Source organism: Allobosea sp. Tri-44 (genome assembly GCF_004123845.1).
GTDB lineage: Bacteria > Pseudomonadota > Alphaproteobacteria > Rhizobiales > Beijerinckiaceae > Allobosea.
The window spans coordinates 140,906-158,400 of sequence record NZ_NBDP01000003.1 but is presented as its reverse complement, the minus strand read 5'-3'; the positions used below and the strand labels follow the sequence as shown (position 1 = coordinate 158,400).

Here is a 17,495-nt window from a genome sequence, read left to right as displayed (position 1 = left end):
CGAAGGGCCGGCTGAAGTCTAGTCTCGAAACACTTATGCTCAAAACTGGTACTTGAGTGTCGCCTTCACCGTGCGGCCGGGCTCGCTGTAGTAGTCGCGCGACTGCGGGCGCGCGAGCGGCACGTTGGCTGCATCGAAATACTTGCGGTCGAAGATGTTGTAGACGCCGACCTGCAGCTCGACATCTGCGATCTCCGGCGCCGGGCGCCACCAGGCCGAGGCGTTGAAGATCGCATAGCCCGGCGCCTTGAAGCCGGTGCCCGCCTGGACCGTCGAGACGTCGTCGCGCTTGCCGGCCATCTTGGCCGAGACTTCTGCGCCCCAGCGATCCGTGCCATAGGCGACGGCGACGATGCCCTGCACCGGCGGGATCGAGTTCAGGAAGATGTCGTCGGTCTTGTTGCGGCCGCGGGTATAGGCGAAGGAGCCGCGCACCAGCCAATTCGGCGCAAAGGCGTATTGCCCGTTGAGCTCGACGCCCTGGATCTCGGCGCGCGGGATGTTCCGGAAGCTGACGATGCCGCCCTGTGGGTACAGGCCACCCACGTTCGGGGCCTGAAGCTGGATCTGCTCGATGTAGTTGCGATAATTGGTATGGAAATAGGTGATCGAGCCGCCGAGCTGCCTGTCGCCGAAGCGGACGCCGACATCGACCCCATTGCCCTCTTCCGGCCGCAGCATGGGGTTGCCGGCGCGCAGATAGGTGCTGGGCCCACCAAAGCGGCCATAGAGCTCGTCCGCCGTAGGTGCCCGGAAGCTCTTGGCCCATTGCGCGAAGACGGTGACGTCCTTCACGAAAGGCGCATTCTTCAGGATGTCGTATTCGAGCCGGATGCGCGGCGACCAGCCGGAGTCGTTCGAGGACGGTGGCAGGCCGACCGGGCGCGAGCCGCCGGCCGAATAGGCCGGCGTCGCCTGCGGCTTCTCCTCATACCAGTCGAAGCGCACGCCCGGCGTGATGCGCAGGCGGTTGTCGAGCAGGCCGATCTCGTCCTGCACATAGAGGCCGACGAGCCGCCCGTCGACGTCAGGCTGGTCGGCCTGGTTGGTGAACAGGTTGTTGCAGGTGGCGAGTGCCCCCGTGAACGAACCGGAGGCCGGCCGCGGCGGGCAATTGTCGACGCCGGACGAATACTGCTTCAGCGACGACATGCGCAGCTCGGTACCGAACGTCACCCGATGCGAAGCCGGTCCCGTCTGGAAATTCTTCACCCCATAGGCATTGAAGCCGTAGGCGTTCTCTTCGCTTTCGTTGTCGCGACCATAAGGCCCGATGATGCTGGTGTAGCGCCAGGCGCTGACCAGGTCGTTGCGCTTCAGCTTCTGCCAGTAGAGATTGGCGTGCGCCTCGTCGACGAAGAGGCCGCCGGACTGCTTGTAGTCATAGGTCAACGAGACGCGGTTGCGCTCGACATCCTCGCCGGTCTGATATGAGCCAGGGCGGAAATTGCCGGTCAGCGAGACCGTGCTGGTCCGGGTCTGGACCCGGTCGGCGCGCTTGAAGAACTCGCCGGTGAGGCCGAAGCGATGGGCTTCGCCGACCTGCTGATAGATCTTGCCGAGGAAGCTGTACTGGTTGAAGTCGGCCGGGTTCGGCGCGGTGCGGGTCGCACCGATCGACTTGTCGTTGCCCTTGTTGTCGATCTCGTGGCCGTTGCGAAAGCCGCCTTGCAGCAGGACGGAGGTGTTGCCCATGCGCGCCGCCGCCGCCGCGCTGCCGAACCAGGCCTGGTCCGTGCTGTCATAGCCGGTCTTGGCGAGCGCTCCGTAGGAGCGGCCATTGCGGATGATGTCCTCGGGATCAAGCGTGCGGACCGCGAGCGCGCCGCCGAGCGCACCGCCGCCGAGCGTGGCGCCGCCGCTGCCGCCGCGCAGCAGGTCGAGCGAGGATAGTGAATCGAAGTCGAAGGCGTTGGCGCCGGCGCGGCCGATCCGGGTGTCGACGATGAAGGGCTGGCGGATGCCATCGATCGTCGTCAGCACGCGCGCGCCATCCAAACCGCGAATGTTGAGCGAGCCGTTCTGCCGGTTGAAGGTGATGCCGGCCTCGACCCGGTTGGACAGATCGGTCAGGCTCTGGACCTGCTGCCGGTCGAGCTCGGCGCGCGTCGTCGTCGTGGTCGTCGGCCCCTGCAGCAGCGGCGCTGCCTGCGCCTCACCCTGCACGTTGATCTGGTCGAGCTGAACCTGGTCGGTGGTCGCTGGCGGAGCGGGAGCACGTTGCTGCTGCGCGAGCGCCGGCGCCGTCATGGCCAGCATCAAGGCCCCAAGCGCCACGCCTTGGCGCAGCCCGCTGCAATTCGTCCCCATCGCCCGTATCCTGTCGCTGAGAAGCAATTCGCCTTGCCAGATTGACTTGCCAAGTCGAAACGCTCTTTATATTGCTTGAAAACTAGGCCTTATGCCTTACTTTCACCACCAGCGGTTATTAAAGCACAGTTTAACTGTCAATAGACTCGCGATCACGTGATACATTACTTACTTAGTAGAATTCAAAACTAAGATTATTATTCGTCCAAACTGAAAGACGATCATCTCCGGGACAAGCACGCCTGCGACCTCGCAAAGCTGTGATGGCCCTGCTCCTGCCGCACTCGTGCTCGTGTATTGCAGTGCGAAAAGCGGCTGCCATCATGCAACGGTCGCAGGAACGGATTACGCTTCATGCTCGACCGCCGGAGATGGCTGATGGGTTCAGGCGCGCTGGCAGCAAGTTTTGCCGGCGGGCCCCTCCCTGCCCGCGCCGCCGAACCCGATGTCGTCGTGATCGGCGCCGGAGCGGCGGGGATCGCCGCAGCAAAGCAACTTCAGGCTGCAGGCCGTCAGGCCATCGTGCTCGAGGCACGTGATCGCCTTGGCGGGCGTACCTTCACCGATTCGTCGCTGGGCCCGGCCTATGACGCCGGAGCGATGTTCATCCACTGGGCCGAGCGCAATCCCTGGACCGAGATCGCCCGCGACCTCGGCGTCGCGACCCCGAACGAAAGCTGGGGCGGCGGCTTCCAGCTCTTCCAGAGCGGCAAGCCGATGCCGGCGGGCGACCGCGCCCGGCGCCGCGGTGCCTTTGGCGAGATCGACCGGCGCCTGGAGACGGCCGATCTGCAAAGCCGCGATCTCTCGGTCGCCGATTTGCTGAGCGATCTCGGCCCCGACCTCGCGCCCGTCGCCTCCTCCGGCCTATTGCTCTCGATCGGCGAGGAATCGGCGCGCATCTCGGCACGCGATTATCAGCGGCTCTGGTCGGGAGAGGACTATGTCGTGCCGAGCGGCTACGGCAATCTCGTCGCGCGCTATGGCGCCGGCCTCGACATCCGCCTGAATCAGCCCGTCACGGCAATCGACTGGAGCGGCTCGCGCGTCGCCGTCACCACCGCCTCTGGCACGCTCCGGGCGCGAGCCTGCATCGTCACCGTGCCGGTCGGCGTGCTGAAGGCCGGTGGCATCCGCTTCACGCCGGAGCTGCCGACGCGCACCCGCGACGCGCTTGCCGGCATCGGCATGGGCGCGCTCACCAAGATCGCGCTCAAGGTCGAAGGCGACCGCTTCGGCATCGCCCCGGGCACGACCTATTTCGAGGCCGGCGCAGCCGGGCGGCTGATCAGCTTCGAGCTCTTCCCGGACGACCGCGACCTCGTCATCGGCTATTGCGGCGGCGATTTCGCCCGCGACCTCTCGACCGCCGGTCCGGGCGCCGCGCGCGAGCAGGTCGTCGATCTGCTGGCATCGATGATCGGCAGCGAATTCCGCAAGGCAGCCGGCCCCGTCTCCTTTCCGGCCTGGTGGACCGACCCGTTCTCGCACGGCTCCTATTCGGTCTGCTTGCCGGGCCATGCTAATGCACGCGATATCCTTGCCGAACCGATCGGCGGCAAGCTCTGGCTCGCCGGCGAGGCGACCGCCGGCGGCGGCGCGATGACCGCGGGCGGCGCAACCCTCGCCGGCCGCACGGCAGCGGCAGCCGTGGCGCGCTTAAAGGTCTAGCGCCGGATCCGTCAGACTGGATCGATCTGACGGGCGAACCCGCCTCTCACTTGAGATCAAGACCGTTTTACCGACCAGCTTGCGGTACGAGCTGATCGGGTGGACGCTAGAGCCGGATGATTTCAGATGGAATCGCAAGGCGCTTCCATCTGAAATCTGAATCCGTCTCTCATCAAAGAGTTAGAGCAGGATCAATGCGAAAAAACCGGTTCCCACTTTTTCGCATCCTGCTCTAGAGATCGCGCTCCCAGTTCTGCCCCACCAGATCCTTCCCAAAGGAATGGTGCTTCTCCTCCGCCACCAGCCTGAACCCCTCGGCGATATAGATGGCGCGGGCGGCGTGCAGGATGTCGTTGGTCCACAGCACCATCCGGCGATAGCCGGCGGCGCGGGCGAAATTGAGCGCCTCGCGCACCAGGCGCTTGCCCAGGCCGAGCCCCTGCGCCCGCGTCTCGACCAGCACCAGGCGAAGCTTCGCCACCTCGTCACTCTCGCGCACCACGAAAGCCGATCCAACCGAGGCGCCGTCGAGCTCGGCGATGAAGCAGCGCTCCTGTCCGGGCCGGAACTCGCGCAGGAACTTCGCCGCGATCTCGGCGACGAGCGCCTCGAAGCTGATGTCCCAGCCATAGACCTCCGCATAGAGCCGGGCATGGGCCGCGATCACCCAGCCAATGTCGCCGGGGCGGTGCTCGCGGATCGTCACCGAGGGTTGCGGGCTGGCAGCGCCCGAGAGCAGCGCCTGCGCGCGATCGAGCGCGGTAACGAGCACCGCCTGTTCGCCCGCTCCCAACCGCGACAGGATCGTGCTGGCCTGGCGGTGCGAAGCCTCGTCCAGCGGCGCGAAGGCGCTATGCCCAGCTTCGGTCAGCTTGAGCTCATAGGCCCGGCCGTCGCCATCTGCCTTCGCCCGCTCCAGCCAGCCCAAGTCGATGAAGCGCTTCAGCAGGCGCGAGAGATAGGCCGGGTCGAGTCCGAGCTCGCGCGCCAGCTCGCCCGCCCGCCAGCCATCGCGCTGCGCCAGCTCGTAGAGCACCCGCCCCTCGGTCAGCCCGAAGCCGGAGCCGTGCAGATCGCCGCCGAGCGCGCCGACGAAGCGCGTATGGAAGCGCCCGAAGCGACGGATCGTCGCGATGGCTGCTGTGTCGACGGCGGGCATGACTTGCCTCCTCATTCCGCGTGAGAAACGCCAACTAGTGGACAGAGTCAACTAAATTATCCTATCTGCCGAAGCGCCCGATTCACCGCTCCTTAACTGGCGGGGCGCCCAATCATGGGCTCGGCAGACGTGATGAGTTCCAGTGCGATGCAGGTCGATCTTCTGGCCGGAGCCGGCTATGCCGCACCGGTGCTGCCCTTGCGAATCCCGACCATCCTCGTTTTCGATTCCGGCCTCGGCGGATTGACCGTGCTGCGCGAGGTGATGCGCCAGCGCCCCGACGCCGACATCGTCTATGCCGCCGACGACGCCGCCTTCCCCTATGGCCGCCTCGACGAGCCGGCGCTGGTCGCGCGCGTGCTCGCCGTGATGGAGCGCTTGGTCGACCGCTTCCATCCCGATCTCGTCGTCATCGCCTGCAACACCGCCTCGACTTTGGTGCTGCCGGCCCTGCGCGCCCGCTTCGCCATTCCCTTCGTGGGCACGGTGCCGGCAGTGAAGCCGGCAGCGGAGCGCACCCGCAGCCACCTCATCTCGGTTCTGGCGACGCCCGGCACTGTCGCCCGCGACTACACCCGCGACCTGATCGGGCACTATGCCGCCGGTTGCGAGGTCGTCCTGGTCGGCGCCAGCCGCCTCGCCGGCCTGGCGGAAGCGGCGCTGAAGGGCGAGCCGGTCAGCGACACGGACATCGCCGCCGAGATCGCGCCCTGCTTCGTCAGCCGCGACGGAAGGCGAACCGACGTCGTCACCCTCGCCTGCACGCATTATCCCCTGCTGCTGGCGCGCCTGCAGCGACTCGCGTCCTGGCCGGTCGAGTGGATCGATCCCGCCCCGGCGATCGCGCGCCGGACATCGCAACTGCTCGGCCCGGCCCAGCTCCGCACCGAGCCCGTCGCCACCGTAGCCGTTTTCACCGACGGCTCGCGTCTCTCAGGCCCAGCCCATATCGCGCTGGCCGGCTTCGGCCTGGCGCGGATCGAGACCGAGCCGCTGCCGCTCGCAATCTGACCATATTTTGGAACTGTTCTGATCTGGAGGCGTTCTCGACGCCACCGGTCATAATGGGAGAGTGCCATGAAGAAGCTGATCCTGGCCGCAATTTTCGGGCTCGGCGCCATGCTGTTCGGGTTCGGCGGCATCGACGATGCACAGGCCAAGCCGAAGGGCTGGCACAAGCACAAGGGTCACCATTACGGCCACAGCTACGGCCCACGCCGTCACCATGGCTGGAATCGTGGCCGCCATCTCGGCTGGTACAAGCATCCGCATCATCGCCGCGCCTATTGGCGCTATTGATGCCGGCTCATTGACTTCCAGCGCGACATCCCTCATAGGCACCGGCGTCGCGCGGCTCCTCACGGGGCCGCGTGGCTTTTTCCGCACCCGTGATCCGCTTCTCTTCGGAGGCCGGATCTGTCGCCCCGGAAACGGGGACAGGAGGGCGCGGTCCTCAACTCGCGAACCACAGAGGACACGCGATATGTCGAAGCGCCATGAGGCAAAGTACAAGATTGACCGCCGCCTCGGTCAGAACATCTGGGGCCGTCCGAAGTCCCCGGTCAACCGCCGCGAATACGGCCCCGGCCAGCACGGCCAGCGCCGCAAGGGCAAGCCGTCCGACTTCGGCACCCAGCTGCGCGCCAAGCAGAAGTTGAAGGGCTATTACGGCTCGATCTCCGAGAAGCAGTTCCGCCGTTATTACGCCGAGGCGATCCGCCTCAAGGGCGATTCGGGCGAGAACCTGGTCGGCCTGCTCGAGCGTCGTCTCGACGCGGTGATCTACCGCGCCAAGTTCGTCGCGACCGTCTTCGCCGCCCGCCAGTTCGTCAACCACGGCCATGTCACGGTCAACGGCAAGCGCGTCAACATCGCGTCCTACCAGGTCAAGCCGGGCGACGTGATCGCGGTCAAGGAGAGCTCGCGCCAGCTCGCCATCGTGATCGAGGCCGCCACCCTCGCCGAGCGCGACGTGCCTGATTACATCGACGCCGACCACAACAAGTCGACCGCCACCTTCACCCGCACGCCGACCCTGACGGACGTGCCTTACGCGGTGCAGATGGAACCGAACCTGGTCATCGAGTTCTACTCGCGCTGATCTAAGATATCAGCCGGAGCGCGCAAGCCTCTGGCGGGATTCACGGAAAGGGCGGCCCGCAAGGGCCGCCCTTTCTTTGTTTGCGCGCACACGCTTGCAGGCTGGCTGTTGAGCCTTCGCTCCGGCCCGCCTACGTTCCTGGCGTGAGCTCAATCCCTCCCGCATGGACGCATCTTCAGCCCGGCTCTCTCAAGGCGCTCCTGGAGCCGCCCGGCAGGGTCCCGCAGGCGCTCCGCCTCACGCCCCATAACGTCCCCATCGAGGCCGCCCTTCAGGTCCCGATGGTCCACGCCGCGAGGCTCCTGCTGGCGCTTGCCGTGGAGAAAGGCGGGCTTGTCCTCACGCCTGCCGGTGCTTTGAAGCGTGCCGATGTCTGGCACGTCTTCGATCGCACGGAATGGCCGGGCTACGACAAGGCCACCACGCTGGCGATGAACAAGGTCATCAACGAAGATGACGCCTACGGGGTCCTTTTCACGAGGATCGTGCTGCAGGCTGCGGGGCTCTTGAGGAAGCGCCTGGGAGTCCTGAAGGCGACCAAGACGGGGAAGGCTCTGCTGGCCCCTGAAGCGGCCCCTGCCCTGCTGGCTGAACTGTTTGAAGCGGTGTTCTGGAAGGTCAACCTTCAGGACTTCGACAGGAACCCTATCGAGTTCTGGCCGCAGCACCACATGGGCGTGGTCCTCTGGAGCCTGTCGGTCACGGCGCATAACTGGTCGAGCGCGGGCGACCTGATGTCTGCCTGCACGATCATGGACACGCTCGACAAGGTGCCGAGGCCCGACCTCCCCGAGTTCGCCATGATGTCACGCGTCCTGCGCCCCCTGGCGTGGCTGGGGGTTTTCGAGAGCCGAAAGCAGACGAGGCACGCCCGCCGCGAGTTCGATGAGGATTTCCGGAAGGTGCCGCTGTTCGGGCAGTTGGTGGAGTTCGAGGTGGAGATGAAGGGGTCGGAGGGAGCGCGGCATTAGCAGCAGCAGATTAAGGTGATCGACAGTCATTCGAGATGCCCGTTGGGATCGCCCTCCCCCGGCAGACTAAAAGCGTCCATTCGATCCGCGACGGATGCCAGATAGCCAGCCGTCATTTCGAGCAGGTAGTGGCAGAAGTCCACTTGGAACTGCGACGCGCCTTCGAACGTCACCTGATGCTCATCCAACCGGATGAAACTAACCGGATGCGAGTGGACATATGCGGAGAGATACGACTGATTGAACTCAAACTCATCAACATCCCAGCCCGCTTCTCGCACCGCGCCTCGGACACCATCAACAAATATATGAAAGCCGCGCTGATAGTCCGCGATTTTCTCCTGACTGTAGAGTAGCTCTGCGCCGAGCTTGCCCAACTTCGACCTTATGCCGTCTCTCACTGCATCGGCATTCTCGAAAAACCCAAACTCTACCCCATCCTTACGGAGAGGCTTGAGAAAGCGACTTCGATTGTTAGTATCGTGCAAAAACAACAACTGCCGCCGAAAATCCCACCGCGTCAGATTTAGGCTAGGCTCGGAAATGTACATCGTCATTAGAGCTGCATCTAGAGATGACCGAGCTAGTGAAGCCAGAGAGAAATGATCCAGCAGCCCACGCTCTTCGTCGTCGAAGAACTTCTTCGTTAAAAGTATCATGGCCATATTGTGAACGATTAGCTTCGAGAAAACTGCCAAGGCACGGCGCTGCCGGCCCGTATGTGTCTTTCCGATGTTACGTTCCGATATAGCCACGGCCCGCTCGGAAGCGCTGTCTAACGCATCAAAACCAGCATGCACCGGGCCGGTGTCCACTTTCGACTTCTTCCGACGCGGTGCCACGGTGTTGCAGCCCTCGTTAAGAGTGGATTGCTGAGGGCTGGCACATGCTCTGCCCTGCTCAACTCGATCTGGATCGGCAACGCGACGGACTGGTGCTGCTCCGCCGGAATATCCAGCAAAAAAACTTTCAGCCCACCTCTCTCCGGCCGCTTCCCTGTTTCCCCCGTGGCCTCCTCGCGCTTCTTGTAGAGCAACGCCACGGAGGCTGCGGACGGCGCGATCAACAAGCGAGTCATCGCGTCAGGCTCGCGGTCCTAAGCCGGCGGGCGTTCGCCCTAAGTTTCCCCAAGGCACCAGCGCGTGAAGGCCGAGGTCGAAAGCCACATCCTCTGCAAAGGGAGCGCCCCTATTGACGTTATGCCAGAGCTGACGGCCCAGCGGGCGAAGCTCGATACTCGCTGTCGCTCGTATGGTGTGGAGCCATGTCATTGCTCCGCCAGCGAGGAGCTGCTTCCCTTCGCGTTGAAGCTGCTTGATGTCAGACACGATCTTCATCGGGAGGAGCGGGTGATGCACGACAATCACCGCAGGCTCGTAAGGGTCGGTATGTAGGCTTGCCTCAAGTGACCGGCCGTAGATGAGGCTGAAGGCGACAAAGCCCCCAAGTTCATCCGCATCAACAAGCTCTAACTTCTTCACAAAATCCGAAAGCTCTCGCTCTTGGGTTGCAAGAGCCCATTGACCGATTTTGTTTGATAGCCAGCCCAAGGCAGCCCTCCAGCCATCGCCCTCTCTGCCGTTGGATCAGTCGCGCGGCCACATAGCCATCGCACCAAGAGCAAATAAGGCCGCAGTGGAGAGGGTTGTAAGCGCCTTACTCGCGAGCTCGCCCTGACCGAAGATGCCCACCATAGTTATGCAAATCGAAAGCACAGCGATGATCGCCCAGCCGCCCTTCGCCAGCAAGTTCACCCGAAGGTTCCTAAACGGGTTCACGGCTGCGCCCCTCCCAACAACCACACGGTATCATAACGGCTCGACGCAACTGCAAGCTGAAAGAGGGGCGGCACGCTGGAATCTCACCTGAAAAACTGCAGCCCTCGCAACATCAGGGTACACCCCAGAGTGGCGCACTCGCGGTGCCAGCACGCCCCTCAATCACTCGTACTGCTCTCCCAGGTCGCATGGGTGACGCCGGCCAAGCGCTCGATGCGCTCGACCACGGCGTCGAGTTCCTTGCGCTCGACGGCTGTGCTGATCAGCGTCGCGACGATCTCGATCGCCTCTTCGCCGCGCTCCACCGTCTTGACGTCGCCGACCGGATAGTTCGCCTGCTCGAGCAGTTCGACCATCGCCTCGCGCACCGAGGGCAACGCCTCCGGATCGGTGGTGACCACGACCTCGTAGGTCGCCTCGGACGCCTTCTCGTTGATCGGGCTGCGGTTGATCGCGTTGACCAATGGCCGCAGCAGGGTGTTGCCGGCGATGACGAAGACGGTGACCAGCGCGCCCTCGGCCACCATGTCGGCGCCGGTGCAGGCGCCGACCGCAGCCGCGCACCAGAGCGTCGCGGCGGTGTTGAGGCCGCGGACGTTCATCCCCTCCTTCATGATCACGCCGGCGCCCAGAAAGCCGATGCCGGAAACGACATAGGAGACGACGCGCACCGCTTCATGCGCGCCGGCCATGCGCATGGCGAGATCGACGAAGGCGGCGGCACCGACTGCGACCAGCACCGTGGTGCGCAGCCCCGCCGTCCGCTGCCGGTACTGGCGCTCGGCCCCGATCAGCGCGCCGAGCACGAAGGCTGCCAGCAGGCTGACGACCGAGTCGAGGAAAGGGTAGAGGTCGAAGGTCTGGATGAAGCGCATGCGCCTGCTCCCGTGACGCGGCGCGCTTCCAACCGCCGCGATCCTGCGGCCTATAGCCGGCACGATGTGACGGTTCAATGAAGCGAAGGCTGGCGAAGCGGCGCCATGACGCTACGTTGCGACTCAGCTAGCGTTGAAGCGCCGCCACAGGGATCATCGCGCCATGAAGATGCTCATCTTCGCAGTTCTCGCTCTCGGCCTCTCGGCTCCGGCCTTCGCCCAGAGCCCGAGCTGCAACGTTCAGGCCACCGAGAAGAAGCTCGCCGGAGCGGCCAAGACCAGCTTCGTCACCAAATGCGAGAAGGACGCCGGCGCGGCCTGCGACAAGCAGGCGGCCGACAAGAAACTCGCTGGCGCCGCCAAGACGAGCTTCACGACGAAATGCGTCAAGGACGCGGTCGGTACCTGAGTTTACCAAGCAAAAGGGCGGCCCTGCCGGACCGCCCTCGCCTCGCCTGACAAATTGCGATCTCAGCCGCGATCATCGTCGTCATGGCCGCGGTCGCGCCAGCGGCGCGGGCCACGATCGTCGTCGCGATCACGGTCGCCGTCGCGGCCGTGCCAACTACGCCCGCGCATCTCGCGCATGTGCTCTCGACCTTCCGACATCGTCTGGCGCACGGCCCGGCGCGCCACGGTCTTCTGCTCGTCCGAGAGCGTCGACCAGAGCGGGCGGACCGCCTCGGCCATCTCCTTGCTGCGGGTGGCCCTTTCGGCCTGGCGGTTCGCCATCATGTCGAGCCGCTCCATGATGTCGGCGTCCCTGAAATTCTCGCGCTGATCGCGCATCCTGGCGAAGCTCTCGCGGCGCTGCTCGGCATTGCGCTTGATCAACGCCTCGACCTTCTCGAAGGCCGGCACCTGCTCAGGCTTAAGCTTGAGGTCGGTGCGCAACTGAGCGAGGCGCTCGTTCATCCGGGCGGTCGCACGTTCGGCCCGGCGCTGACGCCATTCCTCGCGCCGGTCGGAGCGGTCGCCGCGCTCGGCGCGGTCACCGCGCGGCTCGCTCTGCTGCTGTGCCGGCGGAGTGCTGCCCGGTGCGGGCGGGATCGGCTGCGGTTGGGCGATCGCCAGCGTCGCCGCGACGGCCGCGGCGCTGGAGGCGACGATGAGGGCGATGCGTTTCATGCGAAGTCTCCGGGATTGTGGTCCTACAAGAACGGTCGCTTTGCGGGTCTCGAAGCCGGGTCGCGATATCACCAAGGTGCCGGAGCCGGCCTGACCCGGCCATGGCGCGCGCATGACAAGATCGTAATGTCGGCATGACGCACCGGCGAGCACGAAGTTCCGATCTTGATCGCCGCCCGGCGCCGAATCGGCGCAGCATGCGGCCGAGCGGTTCGCTCATCTCCGGTCGGCAGCGAGTTTCATCGTGCGCAATCTCATCACCGACGTTCGTGGCATTGTCGTTGGCAATGCCGAGGATGCCGCCGCCGCGACCGGCGTCACCGTCGCCCTGTTCGAGCGGCCGAGCATCGCCTCCGTCGCTGTCCTCGGCGGCGCACCTGGCACGCGCGACACCGCGCTGCTCGAGCCGGGCATGACGGTCGAGCATGTCGACGGCATCGTTCTCTCCGGCGGCTCGATCTGGGGCCTCGCCGCCGCCGACGGCGCCCTGAACTGGCTGGCCCGGGAGGGACGGGGCTTCCCGATCGGCGGCTACCGCGTGCCGATCGTGCCGCAGGCGATCCTGTTCGATCTCGCCAATGGTGGCGACAAGCCCTTCGCCCGCGGCGACGGCGAGGCGCCCTATCGTACGCTCGCCACGAAAGCCTGTACCGCCGCGGCAGCCGAGTTCGCGCTCGGCAGCGTCGGCGCCGGCCATGGCGCGACCACGGTCAATCTCAAGGGCGGGCTCGGCTCGGCGAGCGCGGTCGCCGCGACCGGCCAAATCGTCGGCGCTCTGGTCGCGGTCAACGCCGTCGGCTCGGCGACGATCGGCGATAGCCCGCATTTCTGGGCAAGCCCGTACGAGCACGGCCTCGAATTCGGTGGCCGCGGCTGGCCGGCGGCGATCCCGCCCGAGGACCTCGCCTTGCGCTTCAAGGGTGGCCCCGGCGCCAACACCACCATTGCCCTCGTCGCAACCGATGCGGTGCTGACCAAGGCGCAAGCCAAGCGCATGGCGCTCTGCGCCCATGACGGGCTCGCCCGGGCGCTTCGGCCGGTGCATGCCCCGCTCGATGGCGACGTCGTCTTCGCCGCCGCGACCGGCCATAGCGGCGCACCGTCCGACGCCTATGCCTTGACCGAGCTCTGCGCGACCGCCGCCGACGTGCTGGCGCGGGCCGTGGCGCGAGCCGTCTACAACGCGACCACCCTGCCCTTCTCCCTCGCCAAGCCGGCCTGGCGCGACAGGTTCGGTGGCTGACCTGCGCCGGGCGCCGTGCTAGACCGCGCGCCATGTCGACCGATGATTTTCTCGCCCGCTTCGGCGCCGCCGGCCAGCGCCAGCCCGATCCCGTCGCCGCCGCCCAGCAAGCGATGCGCAATGCCTTGCCCAAGCGCTTCTATGAGAAGGCCGAGGCGCTGGAGCGCGACGGGCTGTTCCATGTCGCGCTTGACGGGCGCACCGCCCGCACCCCGGCCCGCAAGCCGCTCGCCGTCGCCTCGCGCGCCGTCGCCGACGCGCTCGCGGAGGAATGGCAAGCACAGGAAGGGCAGATCGATCCAGCCCGCATGCCGCTGACCCGGCTGGTCAACTCGGCGCTAGACGGCGTCGCCGACCAGGACGAGGCCGTCCGCGCCGAGATCGTCCGCTATGCCGGCAGCGATGCACTCTGCTACCGCGCCGGCGAGCCCGAAGCGCTGGTCGAGCGGCAGGACGAGGTCTGGACCCCACTGATCGCGGCGCTGGAAGAGCGCATCGGCGGCCGCTTCGTCATGGCGCAAGGCGTGGTCTTCGCCGAGCAGCCGCTGACCGTGCTCGACGCGGTGGCCAGGCGTGTCGCCGCGATCCATTCCCCGGTCGCGCTCGCCGGCGCCCACAATGTCATGACCCTGACCGGCTCGACCATCCTGATGCTCGCCCTCGCCGAGGGCCTGATCGACGCCGAGGCAGCCTGGGCCGCCGCCCATCTCGACGAGGACTACCAGATCGGCATCTGGGGGCAGGACGAGGAAGCGGCCGAGCGTCGCATCCTCCGCCGCAAGGAGTATGACGCCGCCGTGCTGCTGCTGATGCAGGGCTAGAAGCGATGTTTCCCGGCGCGCCCAAGGCCGACAACCCGGCCGACTATGTCGCCCAGCTCGACGGCTGGCGGCTGGCGACAGTCGAGGCGCTGCGCACGGCGGTGAAGGCCGCCGCCCCGCTCGAGGAGTGGATCAAGTGGACGCATCTGGTCTATTTTTCGAACGGGCCGGTGCTGCTGATCCGGGCCGAGGCTGAGCGCGTGCTCTTCGGCTTCTGGCGCGGCAAGCGGCTGCGCGGTATCGAGCCCCGCCTGAAGCCGGGCGGCAAGTTCGAGCTCGCCACCATGGTGCTGCGCGAGGGCGACGCGGTCGATCCCGCCGTCGCAACCGAGCTGGTGCGCGCCGCGGTCGCGCTCAACCGCGAGCTCGGCGATCCGAGCAAGCCGAGCCTGTAATCACGCTGCCGGCGGTGGCTCGGTCATGATCCGGTCGATCAGCCCCCATTCCAGCCCCTCCTCGGCGCTCATGAAGCGATCCCGGTCGAGCGCGCGCTCGACCTCCTCCTCGCTGCGCCCGCAATGCTCGGCATAGAGCCGGATCATCCGACGCTTCGTTTTCTGGATCTCCTCGGCATGGATCAGGATGTCCGAGGCTTGGCCCTGCGCGCCGCCGAGCGGCTGATGGACGTGCAGGCTGGCATTGGGCAATGCCACGCGCTCGCCCGGTTCGCCCGCCATCAGCAGGAATGAGCCCATCGACCGGGCCGTGCCCATGCAGAGCGTGTGCACGGGCGAGCTAATGTAGCGCATGGTGTCGTAGATCGCGAAGCCGCTGGTGACCACGCCGCCCGGCGAGTTGATGTAGAAATGGATCGGCCGCTTCGGGTTCTCAGCCTCGAGGAAGAGCAGCTGGGCGCAGATCAGCGACGCCGACCCGTCATTGACCTCCCCGCTGAGGAAGACGATCCGCTCGCGCAGCAGGCGCGAATAGATGTCGAAGGAGCGTTCCCCGCGGGTCGACTGTTCGACGACCATAGGGACGAGCTGCATCGTGCCGTGCATCGACGACCTCCTCGGGTTCGGATTGTTGATGGTTTGGCTTGCGAGCCGCGTCAGGCGGCGCGCAGCATCAGCGGCTGGTTGCTGTTCGCGGGCACCGGCGGCTGACTCAGTCTCGCATCGGTCAGGCTATGGATGATCCGTAGCTCGGTACCGCCTTCGTTCGGCGCGAGCTGGAAGGTCACGACGCTTTCCAGGAAAGGCGGCTCCTCGTCCCTCAGCCGGTAGCGCACCTCCTCCCCCGGGACGGAGGAGAGCGCTTCGACCTCGGCCGGCAGCCATCTCTCGCGGAATGCGGGAATGCTGAGCGCCCGCCAGACCTTCTCGGGAGGCGCATCGAGCTGGTAGGCGAAGACCAGCTGCTTCGTCCGATCCTTTGTCTTGCTCTCGCTCATTGGTCCATATCCCGCAGCAGATCCTTGAGGGCATCGATGCGCGCCGGCCAGTAGGCACGATACTTGGCCAGCCATTGCGCGATCAGGGCAAGCCCGTCCGGGTCGACCTCGTAATTGACGAAGCGCCCTTGCCGTTCCTCCCGCACCAGCTTTGCCGTGCGCAGCACGGCAAGATGCTGCGACATCGCCGGCTGGCTGATCGCCATGCCCTCGCGCAATGCGCTGGCGTTCATGCCACCAGCCGCGAGCTTCTCGAAGATCGCCCGGCGGGTCGGGTCGGCCAGCGCCTTGAAGATGTCCTGCTCCAACATGACGATACATAAGCACACACTTATCTGATTTACAAGGAGGCTTATCGCAGCCGTCGCTGCGATCCCCCCGGGCCGCGCACGTCATCCAACCCGGTCTTGCACCAAAGCCGCACCCGCGCGCGGTGGACAGCCCAGCCTTCCGCCCTTAAGCCGGATGACGATATAGCTCGGCTCGCGGGGGCTCCATGAAGGACATTCTCGAACAGCTCGAAGACCGGCGCGCAGGCGCCCGCCTCGGCGGCGGCGAGCGCCGCATCGAGGCGCAGCACAAGCGCGGCAAGCTGACGGCCCGCGAGCGCATCGAGCTCCTGCTCGACAGGGACTCTTTCGAGGAGTTCGACATGTTCGTGCAGCATCGCGCCGTCGATTTCGGCATGGACAAGGGCGAGAAGATCCCCGGCGACGGCGTCGTCACCGGCTGGGGCACGGTCAATGGCCGCACCGTCTTCGTCTTCTCCAAGGACTTCACCGTCTTCGGCGGCTCGCTCTCCGAGACCCACGCCCAGAAGATCATCAAGATCCAGGACATGGCGCTGAAGATGCGCGCGCCGATCGTCGGCCTGTTCGACGCCGGCGGCGCCCGCATCCAGGAGGGCGTCGCGGCGCTCGGCGGCTATGGCGAGGTCTTCAAGCGCAACGTCCAGGCTTCGGGGGTGATCCCCCAAATATCGGTGATCATGGGCCCCTGCGCCGGCGGCGACGTCTATTCGCCGGCAATGACCGACTTCATCTTCATGGTCCGCGACACCAGCTACATGTTCGTCACCGGCCCGGAGGTGGTGAAGACCGTCACCAACGAGACCGTGACCTCGGAAGAGCTCGGCGGGGCCAAGGTCCATACCAGCAAGTCCTCGGTCGCCGACGGCTCCTTCGAGAACGATGTCGAGGCACTGCTGCAGGTCCGCCGCCTGATCGACTTCCTGCCGGCCAACAACACCGTCGGCGTGCCGGAATGGCCGAGCTTCGACGTGCCGGACCGCGTCGACATGAGCCTCGACACGCTGGTCCCGGACAATCCGAACAAGCCCTACGACATCAAGGAGCTGATCCTGAAGGTCGTCGACGAGGGCGACTTCTTCGAGATCCAGCAGGCTTATGCCGGCAACATCGTCACCGGCTTCGCCCGGATCGAGGGCCGCACCGTCGGCATCGTCGCCAACCAGCCGATGGTGCTGGCCGGCGTGCTCGATTCCGACGCCAGCCGCAAGGGCGCCCGCTTCGTGCGCTATTGCGACGCCTTCGAGATCCCGATCGTCACTTTGGTCGACGTTCCCGGCTTCCTGCCGGGCACGGCGCAAGAATATGGCGGCCTGATCAAGCACGGCGCCAAGCTCCTGTTCGCCTACAGCGAATGCACCGTGCCGCTGGTCACGATCATCACGCGAAAGGCCTATGGCGGCGCCTATGACGTGATGGCGTCCAAGCACATCGGCGCCGACGTCAACTATGCCTGGCCGACGGCCCAGATCGCTGTGATGGGCGCCAAGGGCGCGGTCGAGATCATCTTCCGCGGCGGCGACGCCGAGACCATCGCGCGCCAGACCAAGGAGTATGAGGACCGCTTCATGTCTCCCTTCGTCGCGGCCGAGCGCGGCTATGTCGACGAGGTGATCATGCCGCATTCGACGCGACGTCGGATCGCGCGGGCCCTCGCCATGCTGCGCACCAAGAGCGTCGAGCGGCCCTGGCGCAAGCACGACAATATTCCGCTCTGAGCGGAGCTTCGGCGCCGGG

At 65.8% G+C, this 17,495-nt stretch carries 19 protein-coding genes; 10 read left to right on the top strand and 9 right to left on the bottom strand.

Annotated elements, in window-relative coordinates; genetic code table 11:
* Window positions 1–39: 39 nt before the first annotated feature.
* On the bottom strand, window positions 40–2,310 hold the full coding sequence (locus tag B6S44_RS00780; RefSeq protein WP_129154903.1) for a TonB-dependent hemoglobin/transferrin/lactoferrin family receptor: 2,271 nt from the start codon (window positions 2,308–2,310) through the stop codon (window positions 40–42).
* A gap of 378 nt (window positions 2,311–2,688) precedes the next feature.
* Between B6S44_RS00780 and B6S44_RS00775 the strand changes: the two genes are divergently transcribed.
* A complete protein-coding gene (locus B6S44_RS00775) occupies window positions 2,689–3,981 on the top strand; it encodes a flavin monoamine oxidase family protein (RefSeq protein WP_248309381.1) in 1,293 nt (430 codons plus the stop codon).
* Between the two features lie 232 nt (window positions 3,982–4,213).
* Here the strand turns inward: B6S44_RS00775 and B6S44_RS00770 are convergent, their stop codons facing one another.
* On the bottom strand, window positions 4,214–5,140 hold the full coding sequence (locus tag B6S44_RS00770; protein WP_129154901.1) for a bifunctional helix-turn-helix transcriptional regulator/GNAT family N-acetyltransferase: 927 nt from the start codon (window positions 5,138–5,140) through the stop codon (window positions 4,214–4,216).
* Window positions 5,141–5,287: 147 nt separating this feature from the next.
* On the opposite strand from B6S44_RS00770, the gene murI reads away from it, so the two are divergent.
* From murI to B6S44_RS00750, 4 genes are all read left to right on the top strand, one after another.
* The gene (gene murI / locus B6S44_RS00765; protein WP_129155539.1) at window positions 5,288–6,151 is read left to right on the top strand and encodes a glutamate racemase; all 864 of its coding nucleotides are present in this window, start codon (window positions 5,288–5,290) and stop codon (window positions 6,149–6,151) included.
* Between the two features lie 66 nt (window positions 6,152–6,217).
* Window positions 6,218–6,439, top strand: coding sequence for a hypothetical protein (locus B6S44_RS00760; protein WP_129154900.1), 222 nt, complete (start codon window positions 6,218–6,220; stop codon window positions 6,437–6,439).
* 184 nt (window positions 6,440–6,623) lie between these two features.
* Complete coding sequence (gene rpsD, locus B6S44_RS00755; RefSeq protein ID WP_129154899.1) at window positions 6,624–7,241, top strand: 30S ribosomal protein S4; 618 nt, start codon at window positions 6,624–6,626, stop codon at window positions 7,239–7,241.
* Between the two features lie 281 nt (window positions 7,242–7,522).
* The gene (locus B6S44_RS00750) at window positions 7,523–8,212 is read left to right on the top strand and encodes a hypothetical protein (RefSeq protein ID WP_129154898.1); all 690 of its coding nucleotides are present in this window, start codon (window positions 7,523–7,525) and stop codon (window positions 8,210–8,212) included.
* Window positions 8,213–8,238: 26 nt separating this feature from the next.
* On the opposite strand, the gene B6S44_RS00745 is transcribed toward B6S44_RS00750, so the two are convergent.
* The 3 genes from B6S44_RS00745 to B6S44_RS00735 form a co-directional block, all read right to left on the bottom strand.
* The gene (locus B6S44_RS00745; RefSeq protein WP_129154897.1) at window positions 8,239–9,027 is read right to left on the bottom strand and encodes a hypothetical protein; all 789 of its coding nucleotides are present in this window, start codon (window positions 9,025–9,027) and stop codon (window positions 8,239–8,241) included.
* Window positions 9,028–9,294: 267 nt separating this feature from the next.
* Complete coding sequence (locus B6S44_RS00740) at window positions 9,295–9,762, bottom strand: hypothetical protein (protein WP_129154896.1); 468 nt, start codon at window positions 9,760–9,762, stop codon at window positions 9,295–9,297.
* Window positions 9,763–10,148: 386 nt separating this feature from the next.
* Entirely contained in the window at window positions 10,149–10,865 is a 717-nt protein-coding gene (locus B6S44_RS00735) for an MgtC/SapB family protein (RefSeq protein WP_129154895.1), read from the bottom strand.
* Window positions 10,866–11,028: 163 nt separating this feature from the next.
* On the opposite strand from B6S44_RS00735, the gene B6S44_RS00730 reads away from it, so the two are divergent.
* On the top strand, window positions 11,029–11,274 hold the full coding sequence (locus B6S44_RS00730) for a hypothetical protein (protein WP_129154894.1): 246 nt from the start codon (window positions 11,029–11,031) through the stop codon (window positions 11,272–11,274).
* A gap of 62 nt (window positions 11,275–11,336) precedes the next feature.
* On the opposite strand, the gene B6S44_RS00725 is transcribed toward B6S44_RS00730, so the two are convergent.
* The gene (locus B6S44_RS00725) at window positions 11,337–11,993 is read right to left on the bottom strand and encodes a Spy/CpxP family protein refolding chaperone (RefSeq protein WP_164985667.1); all 657 of its coding nucleotides are present in this window, start codon (window positions 11,991–11,993) and stop codon (window positions 11,337–11,339) included.
* Between the two features lie 244 nt (window positions 11,994–12,237).
* Here B6S44_RS00725 and B6S44_RS00720 point away from each other — a divergent pair, with 244 nt between their 5' ends.
* Genes B6S44_RS00720 through B6S44_RS00710 form a run of 3 tightly spaced genes read left to right on the top strand, consistent with a single transcriptional unit; the run spans window position 12,238 to window position 14,452 of the window.
* Entirely contained in the window at window positions 12,238–13,236 is a 999-nt protein-coding gene (locus tag B6S44_RS00720) for a P1 family peptidase (protein WP_129154892.1), read from the top strand.
* A gap of 32 nt (window positions 13,237–13,268) precedes the next feature.
* Window positions 13,269–14,057 carry an ATP12 family chaperone protein gene (locus tag B6S44_RS00715; RefSeq protein WP_129154891.1) on the top strand — a complete coding sequence of 263 codons (789 nt, stop codon included), beginning with the start codon at window positions 13,269–13,271 and terminating at the stop codon, window positions 14,055–14,057.
* A 5-nt stretch (window positions 14,058–14,062) separates the two neighbouring features.
* Entirely contained in the window at window positions 14,063–14,452 is a 390-nt protein-coding gene (locus B6S44_RS00710; protein ID WP_129154890.1) for a DUF1801 domain-containing protein, read from the top strand.
* Here the strand turns inward: B6S44_RS00710 and B6S44_RS00705 are convergent, their stop codons facing one another.
* The 3 genes from B6S44_RS00705 to B6S44_RS00695 are packed head-to-tail and all read right to left on the bottom strand — an operon-like array spanning window position 14,453 to window position 15,761.
* Complete coding sequence (locus B6S44_RS00705) at window positions 14,453–15,058, bottom strand: ATP-dependent Clp protease proteolytic subunit (RefSeq protein WP_129154889.1); 606 nt, start codon at window positions 15,056–15,058, stop codon at window positions 14,453–14,455.
* Window positions 15,059–15,108: 50 nt separating this feature from the next.
* Complete coding sequence (locus B6S44_RS00700) at window positions 15,109–15,450, bottom strand: SRPBCC family protein (protein ID WP_129154888.1); 342 nt, start codon at window positions 15,448–15,450, stop codon at window positions 15,109–15,111.
* Window positions 15,447–15,761, bottom strand: a complete 315-nt coding sequence (locus tag B6S44_RS00695) for an ArsR/SmtB family transcription factor (protein WP_129154887.1) — start codon at window positions 15,759–15,761, stop codon at window positions 15,447–15,449. The genes B6S44_RS00700 and B6S44_RS00695 overlap by 4 nt, the downstream gene beginning before the upstream one ends.
* 185 nt (window positions 15,762–15,946) lie before the next feature.
* Between B6S44_RS00695 and B6S44_RS00690 the strand changes: the two genes are divergently transcribed.
* Window positions 15,947–17,476 (top strand): acyl-CoA carboxylase subunit beta, encoded by a 1,530-nt coding sequence (locus B6S44_RS00690; protein WP_129154886.1) that lies wholly within the window; start codon window positions 15,947–15,949, stop codon window positions 17,474–17,476.
* Window positions 17,477–17,495 lie beyond the last annotated feature (19 nt).

Bases quoted from the DNA above. Each gene is read 5' to 3' on its own strand.
- B6S44_RS00780 (WP_129154903.1), bottom strand. From the start codon at position 2,310: ATGGGGACGAATTGCAGCGGGCTGCGCCAAGGCGTGGCGCTTGGGGCC.
- B6S44_RS00775 (WP_248309381.1), top strand. From the start codon at position 2,689: ATGGGTTCAGGCGCGCTGGCAGCAAGTTTTGCCGGCGGGCCCCTCCCT.
- B6S44_RS00770 (WP_129154901.1), bottom strand. From the start codon at position 5,140: ATGCCCGCCGTCGACACAGCAGCCATCGCGACGATCCGTCGCTTCGGG.
- murI (WP_129155539.1), top strand. From the start codon at position 5,288: ATGCAGGTCGATCTTCTGGCCGGAGCCGGCTATGCCGCACCGGTGCTG.
- B6S44_RS00760 (WP_129154900.1), top strand. From the start codon at position 6,218: ATGAAGAAGCTGATCCTGGCCGCAATTTTCGGGCTCGGCGCCATGCTG.
- rpsD (WP_129154899.1), top strand. From the start codon at position 6,624: ATGTCGAAGCGCCATGAGGCAAAGTACAAGATTGACCGCCGCCTCGGT.
- B6S44_RS00750 (WP_129154898.1), top strand. From the start codon at position 7,523: ATGGTCCACGCCGCGAGGCTCCTGCTGGCGCTTGCCGTGGAGAAAGGC.
- B6S44_RS00735 (WP_129154895.1), bottom strand. From the start codon at position 10,865: ATGCGCTTCATCCAGACCTTCGACCTCTACCCTTTCCTCGACTCGGTC.
- B6S44_RS00730 (WP_129154894.1), top strand. From the start codon at position 11,029: ATGAAGATGCTCATCTTCGCAGTTCTCGCTCTCGGCCTCTCGGCTCCG.
- B6S44_RS00725 (WP_164985667.1), bottom strand. From the start codon at position 11,993: ATGAAACGCATCGCCCTCATCGTCGCCTCCAGCGCCGCGGCCGTCGCG.
- B6S44_RS00715 (WP_129154891.1), top strand. From the start codon at position 13,269: ATGTCGACCGATGATTTTCTCGCCCGCTTCGGCGCCGCCGGCCAGCGC.
- B6S44_RS00710 (WP_129154890.1), top strand. From the start codon at position 14,063: ATGTTTCCCGGCGCGCCCAAGGCCGACAACCCGGCCGACTATGTCGCC.
- B6S44_RS00705 (WP_129154889.1), bottom strand. From the start codon at position 15,058: ATGCACGGCACGATGCAGCTCGTCCCTATGGTCGTCGAACAGTCGACC.
- B6S44_RS00700 (WP_129154888.1), bottom strand. From the start codon at position 15,450: ATGAGCGAGAGCAAGACAAAGGATCGGACGAAGCAGCTGGTCTTCGCC.
- B6S44_RS00695 (WP_129154887.1), bottom strand. From the start codon at position 15,761: ATGTTGGAGCAGGACATCTTCAAGGCGCTGGCCGACCCGACCCGCCGG.
- B6S44_RS00690 (WP_129154886.1), top strand. From the start codon at position 15,947: ATGAAGGACATTCTCGAACAGCTCGAAGACCGGCGCGCAGGCGCCCGC.